Source organism: Skermanella rosea (genome assembly GCF_016806835.2).
Taxonomy (GTDB): domain Bacteria; phylum Pseudomonadota; class Alphaproteobacteria; order Azospirillales; family Azospirillaceae; genus Skermanella; species Skermanella rosea.
In genome coordinates, this window is sequence record NZ_CP086111.1 from 3827213 (window position 1) to 3851836 (window position 24624).

General features: G+C 66.0%; 21 protein-coding genes. 11 read left to right on the top strand and 10 right to left on the bottom strand.

Going from position 1 to position 24624, the window contains the following annotated elements:
* Positions 1-7: 7 nt before the first annotated feature.
* The 6 genes from JL101_RS17875 to JL101_RS17900 all read left to right on the top strand — a co-directional run bounded on the left by JL101_RS17875 (position 8) and on the right by JL101_RS17900 (position 5401).
* Positions 8-964 (top strand): ABC transporter permease, encoded by a 957-nt coding sequence (locus JL101_RS17875; RefSeq protein ID WP_203097138.1) that lies wholly within the window; start codon positions 8-10, stop codon positions 962-964.
* A 13-nt stretch (positions 965-977) separates the two neighbouring features.
* Positions 978-1784, top strand: coding sequence for an ABC transporter permease (locus JL101_RS17880; RefSeq protein ID WP_203097137.1), 807 nt, complete (start codon positions 978-980; stop codon positions 1782-1784).
* Positions 1781-3853, top strand: coding sequence for a dipeptide ABC transporter ATP-binding protein (locus tag JL101_RS17885; RefSeq protein WP_228434928.1), 2073 nt, complete (start codon positions 1781-1783; stop codon positions 3851-3853). The genes JL101_RS17880 and JL101_RS17885 overlap by 4 nt, the downstream gene beginning before the upstream one ends.
* A complete protein-coding gene (locus tag JL101_RS17890) occupies positions 3850-4704 on the top strand; it encodes a phosphate/phosphite/phosphonate ABC transporter substrate-binding protein (RefSeq protein WP_203097136.1) in 855 nt (284 codons plus the stop codon). The genes JL101_RS17885 and JL101_RS17890 overlap by 4 nt, the downstream gene beginning before the upstream one ends.
* 117 nt (positions 4705-4821) lie before the next feature.
* On the top strand, positions 4822-5079 hold the full coding sequence (locus tag JL101_RS17895) for a type II toxin-antitoxin system RelE family toxin (protein WP_203097135.1): 258 nt from the start codon (positions 4822-4824) through the stop codon (positions 5077-5079).
* Positions 5072-5401, top strand: a complete 330-nt coding sequence (locus JL101_RS17900) for a helix-turn-helix domain-containing protein (RefSeq protein ID WP_203097134.1) — start codon at positions 5072-5074, stop codon at positions 5399-5401. Before JL101_RS17895 ends, JL101_RS17900 begins: the two co-directional genes overlap by 8 nt.
* A 140-nt stretch (positions 5402-5541) precedes the next feature.
* On the opposite strand, the gene JL101_RS17905 is transcribed toward JL101_RS17900, so the two are convergent.
* From JL101_RS17905 to JL101_RS17915, 3 genes are read right to left on the bottom strand one after another with little or no spacing between them, the layout of a single operon-like run.
* Positions 5542-6072, bottom strand: a complete 531-nt coding sequence (locus JL101_RS17905) for a hypothetical protein (RefSeq protein WP_203097133.1) — start codon at positions 6070-6072, stop codon at positions 5542-5544.
* 29 nt (positions 6073-6101) lie between these two features.
* Positions 6102-6380, bottom strand: coding sequence for a DUF2934 domain-containing protein (locus JL101_RS17910; protein WP_203097132.1), 279 nt, complete (start codon positions 6378-6380; stop codon positions 6102-6104).
* Between the two features lie 20 nt (positions 6381-6400).
* Positions 6401-6607, bottom strand: a complete 207-nt coding sequence (locus JL101_RS17915) for a DUF2795 domain-containing protein (protein ID WP_192499005.1) — start codon at positions 6605-6607, stop codon at positions 6401-6403.
* A gap of 506 nt (positions 6608-7113) precedes the next feature.
* On the opposite strand from JL101_RS17915, the gene JL101_RS17920 reads away from it, so the two are divergent.
* The gene (locus tag JL101_RS17920; RefSeq protein ID WP_203097131.1) at positions 7114-11223 is read left to right on the top strand and encodes a WD40 repeat domain-containing protein; all 4110 of its coding nucleotides are present in this window, start codon (positions 7114-7116) and stop codon (positions 11221-11223) included.
* Between the two features lie 130 nt (positions 11224-11353).
* Here the strand turns inward: JL101_RS17920 and JL101_RS17925 are convergent, their stop codons facing one another.
* The 4 genes from JL101_RS17925 to JL101_RS17940 form a co-directional block, all read right to left on the bottom strand.
* Positions 11354-12130 (bottom strand): amino acid ABC transporter ATP-binding protein, encoded by a 777-nt coding sequence (locus tag JL101_RS17925; protein WP_203097130.1) that lies wholly within the window; start codon positions 12128-12130, stop codon positions 11354-11356.
* Between the two features lie 24 nt (positions 12131-12154).
* Positions 12155-13294: an amino acid ABC transporter permease gene (locus tag JL101_RS17930; protein ID WP_203097129.1), complete on the bottom strand. Its 1140-nt coding sequence runs from the start codon at positions 13292-13294 to the stop codon at positions 12155-12157.
* A 1-nt stretch (position 13295) separates the two neighbouring features.
* Positions 13296-14489 (bottom strand): amino acid ABC transporter permease, encoded by a 1194-nt coding sequence (locus JL101_RS17935; protein ID WP_323374739.1) that lies wholly within the window; start codon positions 14487-14489, stop codon positions 13296-13298.
* 162 nt (positions 14490-14651) lie between these two features.
* Positions 14652-15677 carry an amino acid ABC transporter substrate-binding protein gene (locus tag JL101_RS17940; protein WP_203097127.1) on the bottom strand — a complete coding sequence of 342 codons (1026 nt, stop codon included), beginning with the start codon at positions 15675-15677 and terminating at the stop codon, positions 14652-14654.
* Between the two features lie 335 nt (positions 15678-16012).
* Here JL101_RS17940 and metC point away from each other — a divergent pair, with 335 nt between their 5' ends.
* Both metC and hisI read left to right on the top strand, forming a co-directional pair.
* Positions 16013-17188 carry a cystathionine beta-lyase gene (gene metC, locus JL101_RS17945; RefSeq protein WP_203097126.1) on the top strand — a complete coding sequence of 392 codons (1176 nt, stop codon included), beginning with the start codon at positions 16013-16015 and terminating at the stop codon, positions 17186-17188.
* Positions 17185-17592: a phosphoribosyl-AMP cyclohydrolase gene (hisI, locus tag JL101_RS17950; RefSeq protein WP_203097125.1), complete on the top strand. Its 408-nt coding sequence runs from the start codon at positions 17185-17187 to the stop codon at positions 17590-17592. The genes metC and hisI overlap by 4 nt, the downstream gene beginning before the upstream one ends.
* A gap of 520 nt (positions 17593-18112) precedes the next feature.
* On the opposite strand, the gene JL101_RS17955 is transcribed toward hisI, so the two are convergent.
* Positions 18113-18346 carry a hypothetical protein gene (locus JL101_RS17955; RefSeq protein WP_203097124.1) on the bottom strand — a complete coding sequence of 78 codons (234 nt, stop codon included), beginning with the start codon at positions 18344-18346 and terminating at the stop codon, positions 18113-18115.
* 179 nt (positions 18347-18525) lie between these two features.
* On the opposite strand from JL101_RS17955, the gene JL101_RS17960 reads away from it, so the two are divergent.
* Positions 18526-18717 carry a hypothetical protein gene (locus JL101_RS17960; RefSeq protein WP_203097123.1) on the top strand — a complete coding sequence of 64 codons (192 nt, stop codon included), beginning with the start codon at positions 18526-18528 and terminating at the stop codon, positions 18715-18717.
* Between the two features lie 555 nt (positions 18718-19272).
* On the opposite strand, the gene JL101_RS17965 is transcribed toward JL101_RS17960, so the two are convergent.
* On the bottom strand, positions 19273-21543 hold the full coding sequence (locus JL101_RS17965) for a helicase-related protein (protein WP_203097122.1): 2271 nt from the start codon (positions 21541-21543) through the stop codon (positions 19273-19275).
* 454 nt (positions 21544-21997) lie between these two features.
* On the opposite strand from JL101_RS17965, the gene JL101_RS17970 reads away from it, so the two are divergent.
* Positions 21998-23380 carry a globin-coupled sensor protein gene (locus JL101_RS17970; RefSeq protein ID WP_228434930.1) on the top strand — a complete coding sequence of 461 codons (1383 nt, stop codon included), beginning with the start codon at positions 21998-22000 and terminating at the stop codon, positions 23378-23380.
* 5 nt (positions 23381-23385) lie between these two features.
* Here the strand turns inward: JL101_RS17970 and JL101_RS17975 are convergent, their stop codons facing one another.
* On the bottom strand, positions 23386-24543 hold the full coding sequence (locus JL101_RS17975; protein WP_203097121.1) for a PQQ-dependent sugar dehydrogenase: 1158 nt from the start codon (positions 24541-24543) through the stop codon (positions 23386-23388).
* Between the last annotated feature and the right edge of the window lie 81 nt (positions 24544-24624).

The window sequence follows — 24624 nt, forward strand, 5'->3', positions numbered from 1 at the left end:
GGCGGGCATGCTCCGCTTCCTCGGGCGCCGCGTCCTGCTGGTCCTGGTGACGCTGGCGGTGGCGTCGATCCTGATCTTCGCCATCACCAACGTGCTGCCCGGCGACGTCGGGCGCATCATCCTGGGGCCATTCGCGCCCCAGGACGCGGTCGAGCGGCTGAACGCCGAGCTGGGCGCCGACCGGCCGCTTGCGGTCCGCTACGCCGAGTGGCTGGCCGGCGTGGTACGGGGCGACTGGGGCCGGTCCTACGCCTTCGACACCGCCGTTCTCCCCCTGGTGGCGGAACGGCTGGGCCGCTCCCTCCTGCTGGCGGGCAGCGGCCTTGCCGTGCTGGTCCCGCTGGCGGTCGCGGCCGGCGTGGCCGCGGCGCGGCGGGAAGGCGGGCTGTTCGACAGGGTCCTGTCGATCGTCGGACTGGCGGTCGGAGCCCTGCCGGAGTTCGTCACCGGGGTCTTCCTGATCCTGGTTTTCGGCATCTGGCTGGGATGGCTGCCGATCCAGGCCCTGCCGCCCGAAGGCGCCGGACCGTTGACCGTGGCGGCCCATCTGGTGCTGCCGGTCGGCTGTCTGGTGCTTCTTCTGTTCGCCTACCTGTTCCGGATGACCCGGGCCAGCATGATCGAGGCCCTGGCGTCGGACTATACAAGGACCGCCGTGCTGAAGGGGCTGCCGCAGCGGACCGTGATCCGGCGCCACGTCCTGCGCAACGCGCTGCTGCCGACCATCACCGTGATCGGCGCCCAGATCGGCTGGCTGGTCGGCGGCCTCGTGGTGGTCGAGACGCTGTTCAAGTATCCCGGCATCGGCAGCCTGATCCATTTCGCGGCGACCAACAAGGATATCCCGCTGCTGGTCGGCTGCTCGCTCGCCATCACCTTCGTGTTCGCCCTGGGCAACCTGGCGGCGGATCTCCTCTATGCCGCGCTGAATCCACGGGTACGCCATGGCCGTAACGCTCACTGACCGAAGGAGCCGGATGGCGATGCCGCGCGGCACCGTTTCGCTCGCCATCGGGGCGCTGATGATCCTGGTCTGGGTGGCGACCGCGCTGGGCGCCTCCTGGATCGCCCCCTACCCGCCCGCCGACATCGACTTCCTGGCGATCTCCCAGCCGCCGTCGGCCGCCCACTGGTTCGGCACCGACCAGCTCGGCCGCGACATCCTCAGCCGGGTGATCCATGGCGGCGCCTATGTGCTGACCATAGCGCCCGCGGCGACGCTGCTGGGACTGGTCCTGGGCGCCGCGATCGGCCTTGCCACCGCCTGGTTCGGGTCTTGGGTGGACGAGGTGGTGATGCGCGTGCTGGATGCCGTCATGGCCTTTCCGATCGTCATCCTGGCCATGCTGGCGCTGACCTTCCTGGGGGCCGGGACCGGCAACGTGGTGCTGGTGATCGGGCTGGTGTTCGCGCCGCTGATCGCCCGCACCGTGCGAGCATCCGCCCTGGTCGAGGCGCGCAAGGAATACGTCATGGCGGCCCAGCTCCGCGGCGAGGGCGCCCTCTACATCATGGCGATGGAGCTGCTGCCCAACGTGCGAGGGCCGCTGATCGTCGAGGGGACGGTCCGGCTCGGCTACGCCGTCTTCACCTCCGCGACGCTGGGCTTCCTGGGCCTGGGCGTCCAGCCGCCGACCCCCGACTGGGGCCTGATGGTCAGCGAGAACCAGGCGCTGCTGACCACCGCCCCCTGGACCGTCCTGTTTCCCGCCCTGGCGATCGCCTGGGTGGTGGTCGCCATCGGGCTGGCCGCCGACGGGCTTAAGGAATATCTGGAGCCGTGACCGCATCCGCCCCCCTGCTCGAGCTCGACCAAGTCACCATCAGCTACCGGCGCCGGCGCGACCGGGTCGATGCCGTCCGCGGCGTCTCGCTGGTGATCCAGCCCGGCGAGGCCTATGGGCTGGTCGGCGAATCCGGCTGCGGCAAGTCCACGCTCGCCATGGCCGTGATGCGCCACCTGCCGAAGAACGGCATCCTCAGCGGCGGCCATGTCCTGTTCGAGGGCCGCGACCTGTTCCGGCTCGGCGAGGCGGAGCTGCGCCGGGTGCGCGGCGGCCGCATCGCCATGGTCTACCAGAACCCCGGCGGCGCGCTGAACCCCACGCTCCGGATCGGCGAGCAGGTGGCCGAGGTGTTCCGCCTGCATGCCGGCATGAACCGCCGGAACGCCGCCGAGGCGGCGCTCGGCATGCTGCGAAGGGTCCGGATCGCCGACCCCGACCGGGTCGCGGGCCTCTATCCCTACCAGCTCTCCGGCGGGATGCAGCAGCGCGCGGTGATCGCCATGGCGCTCGCCACCGACCCGGCCCTGCTGGTCCTGGACGAGCCGACGACGGCGCTGGATGCCACCGTCCAGGCCGACATCCTGGACCTGTTCGCCGACCTGCGTGGGGAGATGAACGCTGCCATCCTGTTCATCAGCCACAACCTGGCCGTGGTCCAGCAGGTCTGCGACCGGATCGGGGTGATGTATGCCGGCGAGCTGATCGAGCAGGGCAAGGTTTCGGAAGTCTTCAAGCGGCCCAGGCATCCCTATACCGCGGCGCTGTTCGACTGCATCCCGGATTTCGGCGTGCGCAAGCGCGACCGCCGGCTGGCCGGGATCGCGGGCGGCGTGCCCGACCTGGCCGACCTGGGCACGGGATGCCTGTACGAGCCGCGCTGCCTGATCTCCCGCCAGGTCTGCCGGGTCGAGCATCCCGACCTGCTGCGCGCCGGCACCCGCCATCTCAGCCGCTGTTTCTTCCACGGCGAGACCCCGGCGCCCGGCAGCGCCGCCCGCGGCCGGCCGGAGCCGGTGCCGGAGCCGATCCAGGGGATGCCGCTTCTCAGCCTTACCGGCGTCGGGCGGCGCTACGGCCGCGCCCATATCCTCAAGGACATCGACCTGGAGATCGCGCCGGGCGAGACCTTCGGGCTGGTCGGCGAATCCGGCAGCGGCAAGTCCACGCTGGCCAAGGTGATCGCCGGGCTGGTGCCGCCCAGCGCCGGCACGGTGGCCCTGGCCGGCGAGCGGGTGGCGGGACAGGCCGGCCGGCGCACCCGGCGGCAGCGCCGCGACGTGCAGATGGTGTTCCAGACGCCGGACACGACGCTCAACCCGCGCAAGCGGGTCGCCTCGATCCTGGGCCGGGCCGTGCGGGTGCTGGCCGGCCTGGGCGGGCGGCGCAAGCGCGATCGCTCGGCAGCCCTGCTGGGCGACGTGCAGCTGCCGGCGGAGATGATGGGCGCCACCCCGGACCGGCTGTCGGGCGGCCAGCGCCAGCGGGTCGCCATCGCCCGCGCCTTCGCCGGCGATCCCCGGCTGGTGATCCTGGACGAGCCGACCTCCGCCCTGGACGTGTCGGTCCAGGCGTCGATCCTGAACCTGCTGCTCGACCTCCAGCGGGAAAGCCAGGCGGCCTACCTGTTCATCTCGCACGACCTGGCGGTGGTCCGCTACCTGTCGGATCGGATCGGCGTGATGTATCTGGGCGAGCTGGTGGAGGTCGGGCCGACCGAGCGGGTGTTCCGGCCGCCCTTCCATCCGTATACCCAGGCGCTGATCGAGGCGGTGCCGCGGCTCGGTGCCGCCGCCCCGGAGCGCGCGGTGAGCCTGGACAAGCCGGCACCGAGCCCGGCGGACCGGCCCGAAGGCTGCCCGTTCCAAACCCGGTGCCCGCGGGCGTATGATAAGTGCCGGAGCGAGGCGCCGCCGTGGCGCGATGCGGGAGGGGGACATATGATCCGGTGCTGGGTGGCGCTCGACGCGCTGGAAGCGTCGCAGACTGCGGCACAGACGGCGACGGCGCAGAGGTCCCGGCGCAGCCGGGCCGCGCAGGCTCCGCTGCCGATCGGCCGGCGCCCATGAGTCCTGGAGGAGCGGGCTCCGAAGCAGCACCCACCGCCCTCGCCGTCCGGCGGGCCTCCCTGCCGATGTATGATCTGCCGGAACTGCGGGATGCCCACGCGGCCCTGTGGCATGCCGTGGCGGGGCACATGGACGAGGCCGGCCTGGACGGCGTGCCCGGTCTTCTGACCTTCGACGGCGAGCCGGCCGACCTGTGGCAGGCGCCCGACCTGCTCCTCAGCCAGACCTGCGGGCTGCCGCTGGTGACCCGGCTGGGCGGGATGGTCAGGGTCGTGGCGACGCCCCGCTACCGGGCGCCGGGATGCAGCGGCAGCCGCCACCGCGGTTTCATCGTCGTCGGCGCGGACAGCCCGGTGCAGCGTCTAGTCGAACTGCGCGGCAGCCGCTGCGTGATCAACGGCTGGGACAGCAACACCGGCATGAACATGCTGCGCGCGGCGGTCGCCCCGCTGGCCCGGGACGGCCGCTTCTTCGGCTCGGTGTCGGTCAGCGGCAGCCATCTGGCGAGCCTGAACCGGGTGGCCGACGGCGGCGCCGACGTCGCGGCGGTGGATTGCGTGACCTTCGCCCATCTCAGCCGCCATCGCGCCGCCCTGGTGGACGGGGTCCGCGTCCTGGCCGTGACGGCGGCGACGCCCTGCCTGCCGCTGGTCACCGCGGCCGGCACCGACGACGACACGCTGGCCGCCCTGCGGGCGGCGCTCCAGGCTGCCGCGTCGTCGCCCGGCCTGTCGGCGGTGCGTGCCGAACTGCTACTCGACGGCTTCGACTTCCTGCCCGACCGGGCCTACCGCGTCGTCACCGGCCTGGCGGCCCAGGCCGCGGCGGTGGGGTATCCGGAGCTGGCGTGAGGGGCGCGGAGTTGTGGGGCTTATACGGGCATATGCTACTCAGCCGCCACGAATTCCGGAGTTGCATTATCGTTCGCTAAGTGCGAACATCACGGAGAGAATGATCCATGTCAAACGATGCAGATTCAATACGAAGCCCAAGCGGCCAAGTCGCTTCGCAAGCTGCCGGCCAACGTTCGCAACAGGATTCGATCCAAAATCGAACAGTATGCGCAAGACCCAACGTCGCTCGCCAATAACGTCATTCAGTTAACTAACTCGGATCTTTTCCGTCTGCGCGTCGGCGACCACAGGGTGATTTTCGCCATCGAGAGTGGCATCGTCACTATCATGGTCGTTATCGATGTCCGACCGAGAGGAGCAGCCTATGACTGATACAATCACCATCCCACGGGCGGAGTACGACGCTCTCCGAACCCGTCTGGAAGATCTTGAGGACGTGCTGGCGGCTCAGACCGCTCGCACCGGAATCACATTGCCCGCGGAATTCGCCAACCGTATCATGGATGGTGAGAATCCCATCCGTGTGTGGAGAGAGTATCGCGGTCTCGGACTAAGAGAATTGGCTATCCGATCCGGACTGGCAGCAGGGTTTCTTTCTGAAATAGAAAATGGAAAACGAGTCGGCTCCATCGCTACTTATCGTGCTTTGGCACGTTCACTGGACACATCGCTGGATTGGTTGGCGGACGAGTAATAACCGCACCATCCTTTACTGACCGGGTTGCCCCGTTCGCCCAAACCAGCCGATCCCATCGTCGCGTTGCGTTAGGCCACGGCCCAACGCAACGACCCGCCTGTAACAGCCGGGTCAGGCTGATCGGGTACCGCTTTCGATCACCCGCCTCCCGCTCCGGTCATGGCCGACCGGGCCGTCTGCCGGGCTTGGCGGACCTTGTCCAGGCAGGTCCCGGTGTCGCCCCGCTCGGCGGCGGCGCGGCCTTCGCGCAGCATCGCGGCCATGTCGTCGCGCTGCTGCGGCGTGATGGTGGCGCCCGCGCGGGTTCCCGGCTGCTGGCCCGGGTTGCGGCCCAGGGGAACAGGCTCGACGCCGCGGTCGGGCTGCTCGGAGCCGACGCCGCTGCCGATGCTGGACGGCGCCACCGTGCCGCCCGACCGTGCCAAGTCCCGGGATATCGCCTCGCGGCTGGTCGCCGAGCTTTGGGCCCGGTCGGCGTTGGGCGTTCCACCACCTTGCGGACTGGCCCCGGCCTGGTCGCCCGCCGGCCCGCCGCCCTGCGCGAACGCGGCTTCAAGGCGCTGTATCTCGTCCAGGCAGCTGTCCTGCTGCGCCATCGCCGGAAAGGCGGCGCCGGCCGCGATCAGGCCGGCCATCGCAAGGATCGGGGCAAGGATCGGGACACGCATGGAACCACTCCTCCGTTCAACTCCGCGCATCAGGTCGCGTCCTTCCGCCGGGCCTTGGCCATCCTGCTGCTGTTGGCGGCACCCGGCGACAGGGGAGCCTGCGGCGACCCGGTCGCCTCCATGCGTCCGGCGGCAACGGCCGACAGGTTCGGCTCGGCGTCGAACTCCCGGCCCGTCGCTGCATCCTCGGCCGCCAGTTCCCGGCAGGCCTGTTCCCAATGCTCGTCATTCCGGCCGTCGGGCTGTCCGGCATGCTCCCATATCTCATGGGCGCGCCGCCGGATGCGATCTTCCAGATTCCCCGTCATCGCCAGTCCTCCGCAAGCGTTCAGCCGGCCTTGCCCACGCCCTTCATGACATCGGCCATGGTCTCGTACCGGCCGTCGGGCATCTTGCCGATCAAATCGACCACGCTCTCGTCGGCGCCCTGCTGCTTCGCGTGCTTGACCAGATCCTCCTTCCCGGCGGGAAAATCGATCCCCTTCAGGTGATGGGTCACGTCGGTCGGGGAATGTCCGTCCAGGCCCTTGCTCATGTCGAAGTCTCCGGTTGCATGGATCGCTTAGATCCTGAGAACAGGCTTAGGCAGCGATCGTCACCATTCGCTTCAGAACAACCCGACGATCACTCATCACGCTGCCATCTCCACATCTACTCGTAGGATCGGCAGGAGCCTGCCACGTTCCGGAACTTTCACTTCGAGATCGAACCGATAACCTTCTGGCAACACGTTTTCCGCAATCCTCCAGGTTCGCTTTCGCAAGTCACGGAGCAGGAATGACCATGACCCTCTATCGGTTTGTCTTCCTGTTTCAGAGGTGAAACATGACGTCGAGCGGTGACCGCATGCACAAATGTGCACCTCCATCAAAGGCGTACAAAAACTTTTGCCTGACGCCGATAATCAGCTTAGCTCTTGTCTTTTGCGCTTTTCTGGCCGTGCCGGCGTTGTGCGACGAGCCTCGGTACGTTCCACAACTTGGTCTGACCGATCTCAGTCCAAGGAAGGTTCTATTCAGGCCCGGTGACCCTCAAACCTTGATGGTAGTCAATGACAACGGACGAATCGATCTCTTCAACATTTCCAACCCTGGTCGCCCGATTAAGACTGTTGAGATTTTCGCGGGTGCGCGCGTCGCGGTTTTCAGCCCTTCGGGTAACCATATCGCTTCAGGTGGCGACGACGGAGCGGTAAGGATTTGGACCCTCGACGGGAAAGCGTCAGCGCGACCCTTCCGGGGACATGAGTCGAGGATCACCAGCGTCGCTTTCAACCCGGACGGCACGCGCATCTTTTCTGCCGATTGGGATGGAACGATACGCATCTGGACACTTGACGGAACACCGGCACTTGATCCGATCCGAGGCCACGAGGGTACGGTGTGGAGCATCGCCGTTAGCCCGCTGGGCGACCGTATCGTTTCGACTGGAGCCGATGGAACTGTAAGGCTGTGGATGCTAGATGGGACTCACTCAACCGAACCATTGAGGGGCCATGAGGGCAATGTATGGACTGCTGCATTCAACCCCCGCGGTGATCGCATCGTCTCCGGCGGGGAGGATGGGACGGTACGGGTCTGGGATCTCGATGGAAGTTTAGTCGCCGGACCCTTTCGCGGACATGAAGGCTGGGTCGGTAGCGCGGTATTCAGCCAGTCCGGCTACCGAATCGCATCAGCTGGACTGGATGGAACGCTAAAAGTTTGGTCGCTCGACGGAAAAGGTCCGGTCGAGTCGATGAAAGGGCACGACGGTGCAATTTTCAGTATCGCCTTCGCGGACGGAAGCAATCAGATAGTTTCTGGTGGCAATGATGGAACTGTCAGACTCTGGGTGCTTGATTCGAGCTCCCGTCAGCCTAGTTTCCGAGCGCACGACGGTGCGGCTATGGCAGTCGCCTTGAACCCGGCAGGGGACCGCATCGTCTCTGGCGGACAGGATGGTAAGGTCAAGCTCTGGACGCTCGACGGATCTCCGGTCACCGAGCCCTTTAAAGGGCATGACGGCTGGATTTCAAGCGTAGTCTTCCACCCAGCGGGCGATCGGATAATTTCGGGCGGCCAGGACGGAACCGTTCGACTGTGGTCATTGGACGGCACGCCAGTCGTGCCCCCCTTCAGGGGACACCAGGGAGCCGTCCTGCACGTTGCCGTCAGCCCGTTGGGAGACCGCATCGCTTCCGGCGGCACCGACGGCACTATCAGGATCTGGAATCTTGACGGTACGCCCGCCGCCGCACCCTTCCATGGAGACGGTTGGATTTGGAGCCTGGCCTTCAATCCTGCGGGCGATCGAATCGCCTCAGGCGACCATGGTGGAACTGTGCGGCTTTGGACCCTCGACGGCACGCTCGCCGCAGCGCCCTACAAGGGGCATGGAGACGCTGTCAGGAGCGTCGACTTCAATCCATCCGGGGATGTCATTGTTTCCGGTGGTCAGGATGGAACGGTTCGGCTTTGGACCCTGGATGGCAAGCCAATCGCCAAACCTGCCAAAGCGAAAGGTGGCTGGATCACCATCGTCGCCTTCGACCATACCGGCGACCGTATTGTTTCCAGCGGCCAGTCTGGAGGTGTAGACCTACGGAGTCCGGAAGGGACATTGACAGATTCGGTTACCCGGAATACCGGCGGCTGGGGTGCCTCCGACTGGATCTGGAGCGCCGCTTTCAACCACGCTGGCGACCGCATCGTCGCAGGAGGCCAGAATGGGTTCATTAGCATATGGACAATCAAGGGGTCATCCGTTGGAGATCCAATCCGGGGGCGGTTTCAGTCTTCCTGGCTCGTAAACCTCAGCCCGACGGGTGAACGGGTCGCAATCCTTAACTTTTTTGGGACGATAAAGGCCCAAACTTTAGACAGCGGCTTGGTTTCGCAACCATTCAAATTATTTGGTGGGCATCCACTAGCATTTGCATTGAACCCCGGGATTGATCTGGTTGCGTCAGTCGGTGTTGATGGAGCGGTACGGATCCAGAATTTCGCCGGAACCCAGATCGGTGAACCCTTCCAAGGTCATGATGGCGAGATCAAGAGCCTCGCATTCAATCCTGTAGGCGATCGGATCGCTTCGGCTGGTGCGGACGGGACGGTGCGTCTTTGGAAGCTTACCGGCGAACCTGCCGCAGAACCCTTCCGGGGACACGAAGGCGCCGTGTTAAGCGTTGCCTTCAACCCAGCGGGCGATCGCATTGTTTCAGGCGACCAAGACGGTACCATACGCCTGTGGAGGCTCGACGGCCAGCCAGCCTCAGAGCCCTTCGAGTTGCCCGGGGCCTCGTTCGATACGGTGGTTTTCAGCCCTTCGGGAGGCCGCATTGTTTCGGGTGCCCAGGGCCACCTGTTGTACCTTTGGGATTTGTCGGGAGGGGGACGACTGCTTGACCCCACCTGTCCGATGAAGAGTATTCAGGTACTCGGTCACAACACGTATGCACTGCAATGTCCTGACAGAGTACGACTGCTGGACGATGACTTTGTCTGGAAAGGCGATATGTTCTTGCATACCGATGGGTTGGTCATTATGACGGCGGAAGGGGTATTGGCACCTTCGGACGAATCACAACTCCTCGTCCGCGGCTTCGATCAAGGTGGCGCTCTTCTGACGTCACGTGGCGCGGTACCTGCTATCACCATGGCACGTGCCCGGCAGATCCTGTTCGACAACTGGACGGATTGGGAGCAATTCGAAAACGCCGTCCGCCAAATAGCGCGAGCCTTGGTCGAGACTTACGACGGTTTCGACATATGGACGAAGCGATTTCTCTGGCCAGCACTACTGTGGATTATGGTGCTTCTTTCGGCAGTTTTCCTATGGTTTATTACGCCGGCACGGCTGGCCCACTGGGCGATGCCGGTTACCGGTTCATCATCTCCACCATCATGGAAATGGCTTCTTGATATTATTACCCTTTATAAGTGGTTCGGCACGACGAGGAGGCCGCTGAAGGCTTGGCTTCGTAAGCATCGCGCCGCTCTGGAAGCGGAGTGTTTCACGAGATCTCCCGCGGTCGGGGAGCGCTTGCGATACTTGGCCTTCTTCCACGAGGAAAAGGTCGCCGCGTTCAAGAAATCTATCGGTTCTGGCGGTCGGGGGATCATCTGGATTGATGGCGTCGGGGGAAGCGGCAAGAGCGCCCTTGCGTTTCACCTCGTCCGGGAGAGTCTCCTCGATCGGCGGCGCGCGCCTGTTCCCGTGCTGGTGGATGAGGATTGGGAGGGATCACTCGCTGCCCTGGTGGCCGCACGACTCAGTCTCCTCCAGTGGGATCGCAGCCCGACGGAAGCCATGGTCAAGACCCTTGGCGCCGCAGGCTGGCTCTGCCCAGTGGTTGACTCCCTGAGCGAAAGGGCCATGAAGGATGCTGTCGAGAGGATTGGCAGGGCACTATCCGAACGCCATTTCCGTCATCTCATCGTTACCTCCCGAAAGCCACCGCCACAGGGCCACGTCTGGCAACGAGCCGATCGTCTGGAGACGCAACCCCTGGAACTCGAGAATGTTCCGGCTTTCATCACCGCCTATGTTCCGGAGGATAAATGCGCGGAGGTGGAGAAAAGAATCAGCGCTCTCGTGAATGCGCCATCAATCCCAAGCCCCTTGTTTCTGCGCTTTGCGATAGAGCAAGCCCTGCACAACCCCCTTGGTTCGACTGAAAAGCTTGATCTGGTGCTGCACTACGTGGAAGCGCTGCGCGTGGACAAGGTAAACCTCGATCCCGACGATATGGCGCTGGCAGCGGCGATAGCCGCCGTTGAAGCCGTGCGGGAGCATTTGATTCCCCGGGAGATCGAGCGATCCTACCTGCGCGGCATTCTAATGGCGGAAGCCGATAAATCAGCATTCATGGATGCCCAAAGCGAAGCGAAAGTGGAGCCTGTCGCTGTCATCGAAATGCTCGTGTCTTCCGGCCTCCTCAAACAGAACCTCACCAATCGCCGTCTGCAATTCACCTACGACCCCGTCGCGGAATACCTCGCGGCTTGGCGACTGAAAAACTCGAACGTCGAAACGGCAGTGGAAATGAGGAAACGGATTGCATCGAATCCTGAAAGCGCGATCGGGCGCGCTTTGAATGAAATGGTGGCCGGTGCTTCGGGTGAAGACCGGAGCATATCCGGCATTCCCGACACTGCACCGGCCACATGATCCAGAATGTCCGTTGATCCAACACCGCCTTTCATACGGCGCCAAGCCAAGGATTGTTTCAACTTTCGCCTTCAATCGCTCCGTCGCCCGTTAAGGCGTGAGGCGGCGCCATCCGGCGCCGCCTCACGCTTCAATGCGCCAGGATCTGGCTGAGGAACAGCTTGGTCCGTTCCGACTGCGGGTTGTTGAAGAATTCCAGCGGCTCGTTCTGCTCGACGATCTCGCCGCGGTCCATGAAGATCACCCGGTTCGCCACGGTGCGGGCGAAGCCCATCTCGTGGGTCACGCAGAGCATCGTCATGCCCTCCTGGGCGAGGCTGATCATGACGTCCAGGACCTCCTTGATCATCTCGGGGTCGAGGGCGGAGGTCGGCTCGTCGAACAGCATGACCTTGGGGTTCATGCACAGCGAGCGGGCGATCGCCACGCGCTGCTGCTGGCCGCCGGAGAGCTGGCCCGGGTATTTCCGGGCCTGGTCGGGGATGCGCACCCGCTCCAGGTACTTCATCGCCATCGCCTCGGCCTGGTCCTTGGGCATCTTGCGGACCCAGATCGGCGCCAGGGTGCAGTTCTCCAGCACGGTCAGGTGGGGAAACAGGTTGAAGTGCTGGAACACCATGCCGACGTCGCGGCGAACCTGGTCGATGTTCTTCAGGTTGTTGGTCAGCTCGATCCCGTCCACCACGATGCGGCCGCGCTGGTGCTCCTCCAGCCGGTTGATGCAGCGGATCAGCGTGGACTTGCCGGAGCCGGACGGGCCGCAGATCACGATCCGCTCGCCGCGCGCCACGGTCAGGTTGATGCCCTTCAGCACGTGGAACTCGCCGTACCACTTGTGCACGTCGCTGAGCTGGACCGCGATGTCGTTGCCAGCCTCGGGCGCCGCCGTTTGTCTCGCGTCGCTCATGTGTCGTCTCCCGGTAGAATGCGTTTATCGCTTGTGGCCGCGGTGCAGTTCCTGTTCCAGCCACTGGCTGTACTTCGACATGAAGAAGCAGAAGACGAAGTAGATCAGCGCCACGAACAGGTACGACTCCTTGTAGAAGCCGCGCCACGCCGGATCGGTCAGCGCCGCCTTCGACGCGCTCATCAGGTCGAACAGGCCGATGATGATCACCAGCGAGGTGTCCTTGAAGAAGCCGATGAAGGTGTTGACCAGCGGCGGGATCGTGATCGACAGTGCCTGCGGCAGGATGATCATGCGGGTCTTCTGCCAATAGGTCAGGCCCAGGCTGTCCGCCGCCTCGTACTGGCCCTTGGGGATCGCCTGCAAGCCGCCGCGGATGACCTCCGCCAGATAGGCCGATGCGAACAGGATCAGGCCGATCTGGGCGCGCAGCAGCTTGTCGATGGTCACGCCGGTCGGCAGGAACAGCGGGAACATCACCGACGCCATGAACAGCACGGTGATCAGCGGCACGCCGCGGATCAGCTCGATATAGACCACGCAGATCGACTTGACGATCGGCAGGTCGGACCGCCGCCCCAGCGCCAGCAGGATCGACAGCGGGAACGCCACGACCAGCCCGACGACCGACAGGATCAGCGTCAGCGGCAGGCCGCCCCACAGGGTATTGCGGACGAACGGCAGGCCCAGCACGCCGCCCCACATCAGCACGGCCACGACCACCGCGGCGACCGCCCAGACCACGGCGAGCCATGGCCGCCAGAAGTTGCGGTTGCAGCTCAGCGCCAGCATCCCGACGATGATCAGGATGGACGCGATCGGCCGCCACTGCTCCTCGTAGGGGTAAAGTCCGAACAGAATCAGCCGGTATTTCTCGTGGATGAAGGCCCAGCAGGCCCCGCCCGACGCCCGGCAGGTCTGGTTGGTCACCCCTTCGCCCGGCAGGACGCTGTTGAAGAACAGCCAGTTGAGCAGCGGCGGGATCACCTGGTAGGCCAGCCACAGGATCAGGATCGTCAGGATCGAGTTGAACCAGCTGTTGAACAGGTTCGCCCTGACCCAGCCGAGCGGGCCGAGCGCCAGCGCCGGCGGCTTGACCACCTGCGAGCCGGCGGAGCCGGAGGACACGGTGTCGGAACCCTGGAGGGAGATATGGTCTGCCATGTCAGCGCTCCACCAGGGCGATGCGGGTGTTGTACCAGTTCATGAACAGCGAGATGCCGAGGCTGATGGTCAGGTAGACCGCCATCATGATCGACACCGCCTCGATCGCCTGCCCCGTCTGGTTCAGGGTGGTGTTGGCGACGCTGACCAGGTCGGGATAGCCGATCGCGACCGCGAGCGAGCTGTTCTTGGTCAGGTTCAGGTACTGGCTGGTGGTCGGCGGAACGATGATCCGCAGTGCCTGGGGCAGCACGACCAAGCGAAGCACCTCGCCCCGGTGCAGTCCCAGGGCGGAGGCCGCCTCGGTCTGGCCCCAGTTGACCGCCCGGATGCCGCTGCGGACGATCTCGGCGATGAAGCCGGCGGTGTAGATCACCAGGCCCATCAGCAGGGCCGCGAATTCGGGACTGATGTTGATGCCGCCGCGGAAGTTGAAGCCCTGGAGCTCCGGAACGTCCAGCGCGGTCGGAGCGCCCCCGGCCAACCAGGTCAGCAGCGGCAGCGCCACCAGCACGCCGATGGAGCCGAGCACCACCGGGAACTGCTGCCCGGTCGCCTCCTGGCGCTTGCGTGCCCAGCGCGCCAGCAGCCAGACGCCGACGATCGCGGCCAGCAGGGCGATGCCGACCCAGGTCCAGATCGGGTCGTCCGCCAAGCCCGGGAACTTCATGCCGCGGTTGCTCAGGAACACGCCCGGTATCGGGTTCAGCGCCTGGCGCGGCTGCGGCAGGCTCTCGCTGATCACGGCGTACCAGAAGAAGAGCTGCAGCAGGACGGGGACGTTGCGGATCACCTCGACATAGATCGAGGCCAGCTTCGCCACCAGGAAGTTGCTCGACAGCCGGGCGATGCCGACGATGGTCCCCAGGACGGTCGCCAGGATGATGCCCAGCACCGCCACCTTGATGGTGTTCAGGAAGCCCACGAGAAGCGCCTGGCTGTAGCTGCTCGCCGGCGAATAGGGAATCATCGTCTCGCCGATGGCGAAGCTCGCCTCGCGGTCCAGGAAGGAGAAGCCCGTCGCGATGTTCTGCCGCGCCAGGTTCTCCAGCACGTTGGACACCAGGTACCAGCCGAGCAGCACGACGCCGCCCAGCACCAGGATCTGGAAGAAGATCGCCCGGACGTTGGGATCGTTGATCAGGGAGCGGCGCGGCGCCTGGGGAGCCAGGTTCCCGGGGCCTCTGGTCGATATTGCCAAGGATCTCTCCTTTCCCGGTTGAAACGGGAGCCCGGCCCGGACCAATGGCCTATGGGTTGGCCTCAAGGAGAGCGGGCCGGGAAGACGGGCGGAAGTGAAGGCGAAAGGCCGGGTCGCCGCCGTCCCCCGTTCTCGCGGGGGCGGCGGCGCGCCGGATCAGCGGATCGGCGGAGCGTACATCAGGCCGCCGTTGGTCCACAGTCCGTTGGGGCCGCGTTCCAGCTTCAGCGGCGTCTTGACGCCCACGTTGCGCTCGAAGATCTCGCCGTAATTTCCGACGGTCTTGATCACGTTGTAGGCCCACTTCTCGTCCAGGCCGAGCGCCTGGCCCATGCCGGGGTTCGATCCCAGCAGCCGCTGGATGGTCGGGTCCGGGCTCTTCAGCATCTCGTCCACGTTGCCCGAATTGATGCCCTTCTCCTCCGCTTCGAGGGTGGCGTAGACCGTCCACTTGACGATGTCGAAGAACTCGTCGTCGCCGTGGCGCACCGCCGGGCCGAGCGGTTCCTTCGAGATCAGCTCGGGCAGGATGATGTAGTCGTCGGGGTTGGGCGCCAGGGTCGAGCGGATCGACGCCATGCCCGACGCGTCGGTGGTGTAGACGTCGCAGCGGCCGGCGAAGAACGCGGCGTTGACCTCGTCGAAGGACTCGATCACGACGGGCTGGAACTGCATGCCCTTGGCGCGGAAATAGTCGGCCAGGTTCAGCTCGGTCGTGGTGCCGGGCTGCACGCAGACGGTGGCGCCGTTCAGCTCCGTGGCGCTGGACACGCCCAGCGCCTTCGGCACCATGAAGCCCTGGCCGTCATAGAAGGTGGTCGGCGCGAAGTTCAGGCCGAGCGAGGTGTCGCGGCTGAGCGTCCAGGTCGTGTTGCGCGACAGGATGTCGATCTCGCCCGACTGCAGGGCCGTGAAGCGCTGCTGCGCGGAGAGCGGCGTGAAGCGGACGGCCTTGGCATCGCCGAAGATGGCGGCGGCGACCGCGCGGCAGACGTCCACGTCCAGCCCGGTCCAGTTGCCCTGGCTGTCCGGGTTGGAGAAGCCCGGCAAACCGGTGTTGACGCCGCACTGAACGAAGCCCTTCTGCTTGACCGCGTTCAGCGTCGGCCCGGCGAATGCGGCCCCGCTGCCCAGAGCGATCGCCAGTGCTGTGCCCATCGCGGCAATGATTTTCGTTTTCATTGGACCTACCCTGTTTTCTTCGAACCTGCACGAACCTGCATTGGGTGCGGCCGGAACAATCCGGCCGCCCGATCAAGTTCTAGCAATGTTTGAGCCATATGGAATAGCTTTTGATTGAGGCTGCCCCTACAAAAGTGCATGACCACGGTCGCGTCATCGCGCCTGAGCCGGTTCGATCGATAGCGCAGCCGCGTCCCGTGGCGCCCCGGGGCGGCGGAGCCTCGAACGGGGTTGGCCGCAGCCCGCGGGAATGACAGACTGCGCTTTCGTCCAGCGCCCCGGCGTCCGCCTGCGGCGCGCCGGGGACGATACCGCCCATCTTCTCAGCAGAAGCCATGAAAAACGCCAGTCCAGACACCATCCTGACCCATGCAGGCAACGACCCGCACGCCAATTTCGGCATCGTGAACCCGCCGGTCTACCATGCCTCGACCGTGCTGTTCCCCACCGTCGCGGCGCTGGAGGAGGCCGGCCACTCGTTCGACGGCGTCCGCTACGGCCGCATCGGCACGCCGACCTCCCAGGCGTTCGAGGCGACGGTGGCCCGGCTGGAGGGCGGCTTCAAGGCCGTGACCGCGCCGTCGGGGCTGGCGGCGATCACGACGGCGCTGCTGGCATTCGTGTCGGCCGGCGACCACGTCCTGGTCACCGACAGCGTCTACGGGCCGACCCGGCTGTTCTGCTCGGACATGCTGAAGCGGCTCGGCGTCGAGGCGGAGTTCTACGACCCCCTGGTCGGGGCCGGCATCGAGCGGCTGATCCGGCCCAACACGCGGGTGGTGTTCCTGGAATCGCCCGGCTCCCTGACCTTCGAGGTGCAGGACGTGCCGGCCATCGCCGCCGCGGCCAAAAAGGCCGGGGCCGTCGTGATGATCGACAACACCTGGGGGACGCCGCTGTTCTTCAAGCCGTTCGACCACGGCGTCGACCTGTCTATCCACGCCGCGACGAAATACATGGTCGGCCATTCCGACGCGATGCTGGGCGTGATCACCGCCGGCACGGAGGAGGTCTGGAACCGCCTGAAGCGCAACTCCGTGCAGCTCGGCACCTGCGCCGGGCCGGACGACATCTATCTGGGCCTGCGCGGACTGCGGACCATGGGCGCCCGCCTCCGCCAGCACCAGGACACCGCCCTCAACCTGGCCCGCTGGCTCCAGGCGCGGCCGGAGGTGGCCCGGGTGCTCCACCCGGCCCTGCCCGACGATCCCGGCCACGCGCTCTGGCGGCGCGACTTCACCGGCGCCTGCGGCCTGTTCGCGATCGAGCTGAAGCCCTGCTCCGCGGCGGCGGTCGCCGCCTTCCTCGACGGGATGGAGCTGTTCGGGATGGGCTACAGCTGGGGCGGCTACGAGAGCCTGATCCTGCCGATCCACCCGGAGAAGCTGCGCACCGCGACCCGCTGGCGCACCGACGGCCCCATGATCCGGCTGCACGCCGGCCTGGAGGACCCGGACGACCTGATCGCCGACCTCGACCGCGGGCTCGCCCGACTGGCGGCCGCGGCATGACCATGAACGCCGGCAACCGCGAGCTGCTCGACCTCGTCAGCTTCGACGCCAACGGGCTGGTCGCCGCCGTCGCCCAGCAGCACGACACCGGCGAGGTGCTGATGCTGGCCTGGATGAACCGCGCCGCCCTGGAGGAGACGCTGGCCACCGGCCGCGTATGCTACTTCTCCCGCTCGCGCGGCAAGCTGTGGCGCAAGGGCGAGACGTCCGGCCAAGTGCAGCACCTGAAGGAGCTTCGGGTCGACTGCGACGGCGACGCCGTGCTCGTCCTGGTCGACCAGACCGGGGTCGCCTGCCACACCGGTCGCCGAAGCTGCTTCTACCGGGCCGCCCGGCCGGGAGGCGTCGAGACCGTCCTGGAGGTCGAGACGGATCCGGAGAAGCTGTACGGATCGAAGGGCTAGGGGTCCCGAAAGAGTGCGGAGGAATGCCGCGAGGCATGAATTAAGACTTCCGAAAGCATGGCAACAGCCAGATCGGCGGACTTTTTTCGAAAACCTTCAATAAGGTTCCCGACTGTTGATCTAGATCAACGAGGCGATCCGAGCCCTGGTATAGAAACACTCTTGTCTCTAACCCTCCCTGTAATCGCCTTTCAGCCAGAGGTTCTCCCAAGGACCTCTGGCTTTTTTCTTTTCCGGCGCGGGAAAATCCACACCAAGAATAGGGCGATAGCTTGCCTTCTCCTATGGGAGCGGCACAAAAAAGAGGTGACAGCAAGCTGTCACCCGAGGCGAATGCGCGATGAGTAGAGGATGCGAACGGACCTTGTCCTGCCATGGGCTCTCATTGCAGGTCGGGTCATGTTCCGGTCGCAGGATTAAATTAACCATAACCGGCCACCCCGCACACTGCGCACCCGGGGCATCACAGGTTTGTCACAATACGCACGAATTAGCCATGTTTCACCCCCGCCGCCCCCGCTCACCGCCGCCCGAGATAGCGTAGCAGGGCGGCGATCAGCGCCAGGGGAACGACCACGACCGCCCCCACCAGGACGTAGGGGAGCGCCCACTCCGCGACCCCCGTGAACAGGCCGAAGACCGCCAGGACGGTGTCCCAGGTGTCGTAGAGAATGCCCATCGGTTCGATGTCGAGGAAGGACAAGGCCAGCCCGACGATCAGGGAGAGCACGATTATTCTGACGATCCAACTCATCGGGGTGGAACAGCTCCGTCGATTAGCGTGGTTGCGATCCGCCGACAGGCCGATCGCGCGAGGCATACGCGAAAAAACCTGACCGGTGGGCGGAATAATGGAGTGCCTTCTGCTGTTAAAAAGGGGTATCGGGCGGGACTTGTTCCGTCCGGCCACGAGGTGACGCAACGGGGGAACGCATGGTCGTGGAGCATGAACACTGGGCGGTGGCCAACCTCCTGATCGGCCGGTACGGCCGTCTGGCCGCCCGGCAGGCCGAAGCGCGGATCGAGGATGCCGACGCCCGCGGGGATCGGGAAGGCCGGGAGATCTGGCGCAGCGTCCTGGGAGCGCTGGACAGCCAGGGCCGCTGCCTCGGGCAGTTCCGGTAACCTTCGAGCGCCGATGCTGGACGCGAGGTGCCCGCCATCGATCGTTGCCCTGATATATAAAATGTTCTTATTATTTTCCGCTATTGATTCGCACATCCATCGCAAACCCAAGAATCCAGCGCTCGGCCGGACGCCGATGCGTGCCGATCGATGTCGATAAGGGCCACCCCCGGACCGAAATAGAACTGCGATCATCAGCTCCATTTGGCATAGTCCTAAAGCCATAGCTGGATGGGCTGCATTCCAGCCCTCAAACCTCGAACCGGACCCGGATTTTTCATCCCCAAATTCTGGGGATAACTCTGTGGATCGAGAGGGCTCTCCCCAACGGAATCCTGCCACTTGACCCTGATGCCTATTTTTTAGGCACCCGTTTGATTTCGGCGTGTCAAGCAGAAGTTTGGGGTTTCACTTGGAACCGCTTTAATGAAGAATCAGTATTCATGTGCCGTCCTTACAACACCCCCAGAACATCTCCGCCCCGCGAAGAATACAGTTGACAGCCGGCGCGCGCGCCTGTGGACGGCCGCCTCTCCGCCCCGGCTGTCGCCCCCGTCACCGCCGCCGCGGTCCGAAGCGCTTGCGCGGCGCCCCGCGGAAACCGGCCTTGGGCTTCCCGGCCTTTCCCGGCGACCCGACGGACTGCTTGGGCTCCCGCTCGCGACGGGCACGGGAGGCGAGCAGGTCCCCCAGCCGACTGCCGATCAGGGCGCGGCGCTCCCGCACCCCGTCGCGGTCCGGGAACAGGGTCCGGAACCGCCGCGCCGCCCAGTAGTACAGGTCGCAGGCGCGCGACAGGTCTTCCAGCGCCTGGTCGTCCAGCCCGTCGATCCGGCCCGGCACCACATGGCCGACCGGCATCGGCTCCGCGGTCTCGACGGCCTGGAGGATCGCCCGGAACAGCCGCATCTCGGCCTCCTTCTCCAGGTCGGCCGGTATGAAAAGCAGGCTCAGCTTGTCCGGGAAGGCCAGCGACCGCTCGTCGAGCAGCTGCGCCAAGCGGCGGAGCGCCCCCAGGTCGCCGATGCGGTACAGCGACCCCGCCGTCCTGGCGGCGGCGAACCAGTCGATCAGCAGCGCCATCTCGGTCGTGCCGCTGTATTCCGCCAGACGGGCCAGCATGGCGCGGGTCGGCCGAACGGCCAGCGAGGCCTGCGGCCCCAGCCGGGCGTCGGCCCGCTCCATCAGCGTCTTGAGGGCTTGGGGCGTGTTGCGGGCGACCACGCCGAACTCGCCGGCCTCGAACTGGCCGAAGCGCCCCGCCCGCCCGGCGATCTGCCGGATCTCCACCGGCGACAGCGGACGGACTGCGGTGCCGTCGAACTTCTCCAGGGCGGTGAACAGCACGCGGCGCACAGGCAGGTTCAGCCCCATGCCGATGGCGTCGGTCGCGACGACCACGTCGGCCAGCCCGGACAGGAAGCGCTCGGCCTCCAGCCGCCGGACGTCGGGCGCCAGCGCCCCGTAGAGGACGGCGGCCGTCAGCCCCTGGGCGTGCACCGCGTCGCGGATCAGGTGGACGTCCCGGCGCGAGAAGGCGATCAGGGCGTCGCCGGCCTCCACGTCGGTCCACTCCAGGCGCCGCGGGATCATCGACAGCGGCGCCTTGCGCTCCAGTTCCACCACTTCCAGCGGTTCGTCGAGATGCGCGGCCACCCGCTCGACCAGCGGGCGTGCCTCGGGCGCCCCCAGCAGATAGACGGTATCGGCGGGAGCGCCCATCAGCGCGGCGGTCCAGGCCCAGCCCCGGTCGGGATCGGCGAGCATCTGGACCTCGTCGATCACCGCCACGTCGACCGGCCGTTCCGGATCCATCATCTCGATCGTCGAGGCGACGTGCCGGGCGTCGGGCGTCCTGATCTCCTCTTCGCCGGTCAGCAGGGTCGTCGGCGTGCCGTCGCGGTTCAGCCGGTCCATGACCTCCAGCGCCAGCAGCCGCAGCGGAGCCAGATAGACACCTGAGGAGGCCCCCCGCAGGGCCTTCAGCGCGCGGTGGGTCTTGCCCGAGTTGGTCGGCCCCACCACAAGGACCAGCCGCCGCCCCATGCCGCGCGCGACCGGGAAGAGAAGCTCGTAGCGGGAGAAGTCGAAATGGCGGTCGATGAAGGCCCGGCCGCGCGCCTCGGCCCTGTCGCGCCGCCAGGCGTCGAACTCCCGGTCCCACCGGCGCAGGATCTCGTCGGCGTCCTGGTGGTTGCGGCTCGTCCGGCCGAGCCGGTCGCACAGCGAGCCGAACGTCCAGCCGTCGTCGCCGCTGCCCGCCTCGTCCGCGTAGCGCCAGAGCCGTTCGGCCAGCCGCGCCGCATCCGCGTGCAGCCGCTCGGCCAGGACCCCGTCGGCGATCAGGCGGTCGCGCAATACCGCATGGTCCGGCCCGGCCTCGTCCAGTCCGGCGAACTCGTCCACGTCGATCTGGCGGGAGGCCGCGAAGCGGATCGGCTCCGCCATGCCGGTCCAGGGCAGCGCGTCGGTCATGACCAGCCGGACCCGGTCGCGCCCGTCGCCGGGATGGAGCGAGACATGCCCGGCCGGATCGAGGGCGCGGCGGGACGCGGCCAGAAGTTCGTTGCGCCGTTTGGCCCGGTCCAGATGCCCTTGGATCTCCCGCACGACGGCGTCGCGCCGCTCGATCGGGACCAGCAGGTCGCGCTTGCCCTTGGGCAGCGGCAGCCCCAAGGACGCCAGCCCGGACGCGGCGGCCATCTCCATCCGCGCGACCCCCGCCTCGGCGAGGGTCAGGCAGTCCGGATGCCGGCGGGCGATCTCGTGGACCAGATGCGGGTCGACGCCTTCCGGGTGGTCCTGGGCGTCCGAATCTTCAACCATGGCGTCGCGTTCCCGCTTTCAGTCTCTGCCTTCGGGCCCGCCGGTCGCTCCGCCGGGCCGGGAGGGCGGAAGATGCTCGCTGCGGGCCGGCCGGGTCAACCCGCGGCACGGCGGCAGGCCGCAAGCAGCTCCGCTTCGCCGGAGCACCGCATGACCAGTTTCGAACATTTCCGCCCTATTGTTACCATCCGTTAATCTGCATGACTCCTCCGTTAGTAAAGATCATCCTCTCCTCCACCGGACGGCAGTATGGCGGACAGCAAGCCCCAGATTACCCCATGGACCTTATTGCCATTCGCGTACCGGGTAACTTGTTCTTATTCTTGGGACCGAAAATATCAAAGCAACCACCTAGGCATTTTTCTATAACTCGACTATGACCAAAGACGGATCGAAATTGCCGCTCATTACGCGCATTATCCCCACGATACTTAGGGGTTAGTTCATTCTGGTAATGAACATTTCGGAACGGGGAATCGAGATGGATGCCGGCGGCAAGCGCGATGAAGTCCAACGCCTGGACTTCCTGCAGATCGATCAGAAGACGCGGGATACCTTGAAGGAATTCGCTCCGGAGCTGGAGGAACTGCTGCCCCCGGCTCTGGACCAGTTCTATCGGCACGTCCAGAACTATCCCGAGCTGAAGGCGATGTTTTCCAGCGAGGACCGCATCCAGCACGCCCGCTCGGCCCAGTTGAAGCACTGGCTCAACCTGTTCTCAGGCAGGTTCGACAGCGAGTATTTCGCCTCGGTCAGGCGCATCGGACTGACCCACAGCCGGATCGGCCTGGAACCCCGCTGGTACATCGGCGGCTACGCCTTCACCGTCAACCACCTCTACGATGCCGCCACCCGCAAGTTCAGCAACCGGTGGCGGCCGGAAGTGGCCCGGGCGAAGCTGTCCGACCTTCTCGCCGCGCTGAACAAGGCGGTGATGCTCGACATGGACCTCGCCATCTCCATCTACATCGAGGAGAACAAGGCGGTCTACGACCGGCAGCTCGACCAGCTCGCCGAGAGCTTCCGCGGCACCGTCGTCGGCATCGTGGAGGCGGTCGGCGGCGAGGCCGGCCATCTGGACGCCACCGCCGAGGCGATGTCCGCCGCGGCCGAGGAAACCAGCCGGCAGGCGATCGCCGTGGCCGCCGCCGCCGAGCAGGCCAGCCAGAACGTCGAGACCGTCGCCGCCGCCGCGGAGGAGCTGTCCAAGTCGATCCAGGAGATCACGCGGCAGGTGACCCGCTCGTCCGACACCTCGCGCCGCGCCGTCGCCGACGGGGAGCGGACCGGAGGACTGCTGCAGACCCTGTCGAGCGCCGCCGAAAGCATCGGCGCGGTGGTCAGCCTGATCAACGACATCGCCAACCAGACCAACCTGCTGGCGCTCAACGCCACGATCGAGGCCGCGCGTGCGGGCGAAGCCGGCAAGGGCTTCGCCGTGGTCGCCAACGAGGTCAAGCAGCTCGCCACCCAGACGGCGCGCGCCACCGGCGACATCAAGGGTCAGGTCGACGAGATCCAGGAGGCGACCCAGGGCGCGGTGGCCGCCATCCGCAACATCCTGGGCACCGTCACGGACATGGACCAGATCTGCTCCCTGATCGCCGCCGCGGTGGAGGAACAGGCCGCCGCGACCCAAGAGATCGCCCGCAACGTCGAGCAGGCGGCGGTCGGCACCCAGGAGGTGGCGGTCAACATCGCGGGCGTCACGTCGGCCTCGTCCGAGACCACCCGGTCGGTGTCCACCGTACGGAGCACCGCCGGCCAGCTCAGCGGCCAGTCGGCGGCGCTCCAGCGGGAAGTCGGCAACTTCCTGCGCTCGATCAAGGCGGCCTAGCGGGCTTATCCCTCCGCGGGGTAGACCCGCAGGATCTCGCCGCTCGAGCTGTCGGTCAGGAGGTACAGCGCGCCGTCGGGCCCCTGCTCGACGGCGCGTATCCTTTGGTTCAGGTCCTCGAACAGGCGCTCCTCGTGGATCACGCGGCTGCCGTCCAGTTCGAGCCGGGCGACGTCCTTGGTCGCCAGGCCGCCGTTGAAGACGCTGCCCTGCCAGGCCGGGAACGCCGACCCGGTATAGAAGGCCATGCCGGACGCCCCGATCACCGGGGTCCAGTGGTACACCGGCTCCTCCATGCCCTCGGCCTGCTGCTTGCCCGTGCCGACCGGGCTGCCGTCGTAGTTGACGCCGTAGGACACCACCGGCCAGCCGTAGTTCTTGCCCGCCTCCGGGATATTGATCTCGTCGCCGCCCTTCGGCCCGTGCTCGTTGACCCACAGCACGCCGGTTTCCGGATGAAGCGCCGCGCCCTGGATGTTGCGGTGGCCGTAGGACCAGATCTCCGGCAAGGCGCCCTGGCGGTTGACGAACGGGTTGTCCTCGGGCACCGACCCGTCGGGGCGGATGCGGATCACCTTGCCCAGGTGGGAGTTGAGGTCCTGCGCCTGGGTGCGGAACCGTTCCTCCGACCGTTCGCCCAGCCCGATGAACAGGTATCCCTGATTGTCGAACACCAGCCGCGAGCCGAAATGCTTGGTGCTGGGCAGCTTCGGCTTCTGCGAGAAGATGACTTGCACCTCGGACAGGCTGCGGGCATCGGGGCTCAGCACGCCGCGCGCAACCGCGGTCGAATTGCCGCCGTCACCCGGTTCCGAGAAGCTGAAATAGACCAGCCGGTTCTGCGCGAACTGCGGGTCGAGCGCCACGTCCAGCAACCCGCCCTGCCCTCGACTGTCCACCTGCGGAATGCCGCGGATCGGGTCCGACACGGTGCCGTCGGCCGAGACATGCCGCAGGTTCCCACGCTTCTCGGTTACCAGCATGCCGCCGTCGGGCAGGAATGCCAGCCCCCACGGGTTGGCCAAGCCGTCGGCGAAGGTGGTGACCTGCACGCGGCCCTTCTCGGTCTCGAAAGTCTCGTCGACGGCCAGTGCCGGGTTCAGGCCGGCCAGCGCCGTGGTCGCAAAAAAGGCGGCCGCGATGGCGGGGGAAACGTTTCGCATGGGAGTCTCTCCTCGTCTCGTCGATTTGCAGACCTAGATAAGAGCGAAGCCGGGTTGAACAATTGCAACGATCCTGCAACC

Excerpts from the sequence above, each read along its gene's own strand:
- JL101_RS17955 (WP_203097124.1), bottom strand. The coding sequence starts at position 18,346 with ATGAGTTGGATCGTCAGAATAATCGTGCTCTCCCTGATCGTCGGGCTG.
- JL101_RS17910 (WP_203097132.1), bottom strand. The coding sequence starts at position 6,380 with ATGACGGGGAATCTGGAAGATCGCATCCGGCGGCGCGCCCATGAGATA.
- JL101_RS17890 (WP_203097136.1), top strand. The coding sequence starts at position 3,850 with ATGAGTCCTGGAGGAGCGGGCTCCGAAGCAGCACCCACCGCCCTCGCC.
- JL101_RS17940 (WP_203097127.1), bottom strand. The coding sequence starts at position 15,677 with ATGAAAACGAAAATCATTGCCGCGATGGGCACAGCACTGGCGATCGCT.
- JL101_RS17880 (WP_203097137.1), top strand. The coding sequence starts at position 978 with ATGGCGATGCCGCGCGGCACCGTTTCGCTCGCCATCGGGGCGCTGATG.
- JL101_RS17925 (WP_203097130.1), bottom strand. The coding sequence starts at position 12,130 with ATGAGCGACGCGAGACAAACGGCGGCGCCCGAGGCTGGCAACGACATC.
- metC (WP_203097126.1), top strand. The coding sequence starts at position 16,013 with ATGAAAAACGCCAGTCCAGACACCATCCTGACCCATGCAGGCAACGAC.
- JL101_RS17895 (WP_203097135.1), top strand. The coding sequence starts at position 4,822 with ATGCAGATTCAATACGAAGCCCAAGCGGCCAAGTCGCTTCGCAAGCTG.
- JL101_RS17920 (WP_203097131.1), top strand. The coding sequence starts at position 7,114 with ATGGTAGTCAATGACAACGGACGAATCGATCTCTTCAACATTTCCAAC.
- JL101_RS17960 (WP_203097123.1), top strand. The coding sequence starts at position 18,526 with ATGGTCGTGGAGCATGAACACTGGGCGGTGGCCAACCTCCTGATCGGC.
- JL101_RS17905 (WP_203097133.1), bottom strand. The coding sequence starts at position 6,072 with ATGCGTGTCCCGATCCTTGCCCCGATCCTTGCGATGGCCGGCCTGATC.
- JL101_RS17970 (WP_228434930.1), top strand. The coding sequence starts at position 21,998 with ATGAACATTTCGGAACGGGGAATCGAGATGGATGCCGGCGGCAAGCGC.
- JL101_RS17900 (WP_203097134.1), top strand. The coding sequence starts at position 5,072 with ATGACTGATACAATCACCATCCCACGGGCGGAGTACGACGCTCTCCGA.
- JL101_RS17965 (WP_203097122.1), bottom strand. The coding sequence starts at position 21,543 with ATGGTTGAAGATTCGGACGCCCAGGACCACCCGGAAGGCGTCGACCCG.
- JL101_RS17930 (WP_203097129.1), bottom strand. The coding sequence starts at position 13,294 with ATGGCAGACCATATCTCCCTCCAGGGTTCCGACACCGTGTCCTCCGGC.
- hisI (WP_203097125.1), top strand. The coding sequence starts at position 17,185 with ATGACCATGAACGCCGGCAACCGCGAGCTGCTCGACCTCGTCAGCTTC.
- JL101_RS17875 (WP_203097138.1), top strand. The coding sequence starts at position 8 with ATGCTCCGCTTCCTCGGGCGCCGCGTCCTGCTGGTCCTGGTGACGCTG.
- JL101_RS17915 (WP_192499005.1), bottom strand. The coding sequence starts at position 6,607 with ATGAGCAAGGGCCTGGACGGACATTCCCCGACCGACGTGACCCATCAC.
- JL101_RS17975 (WP_203097121.1), bottom strand. The coding sequence starts at position 24,543 with ATGCGAAACGTTTCCCCCGCCATCGCGGCCGCCTTTTTTGCGACCACG.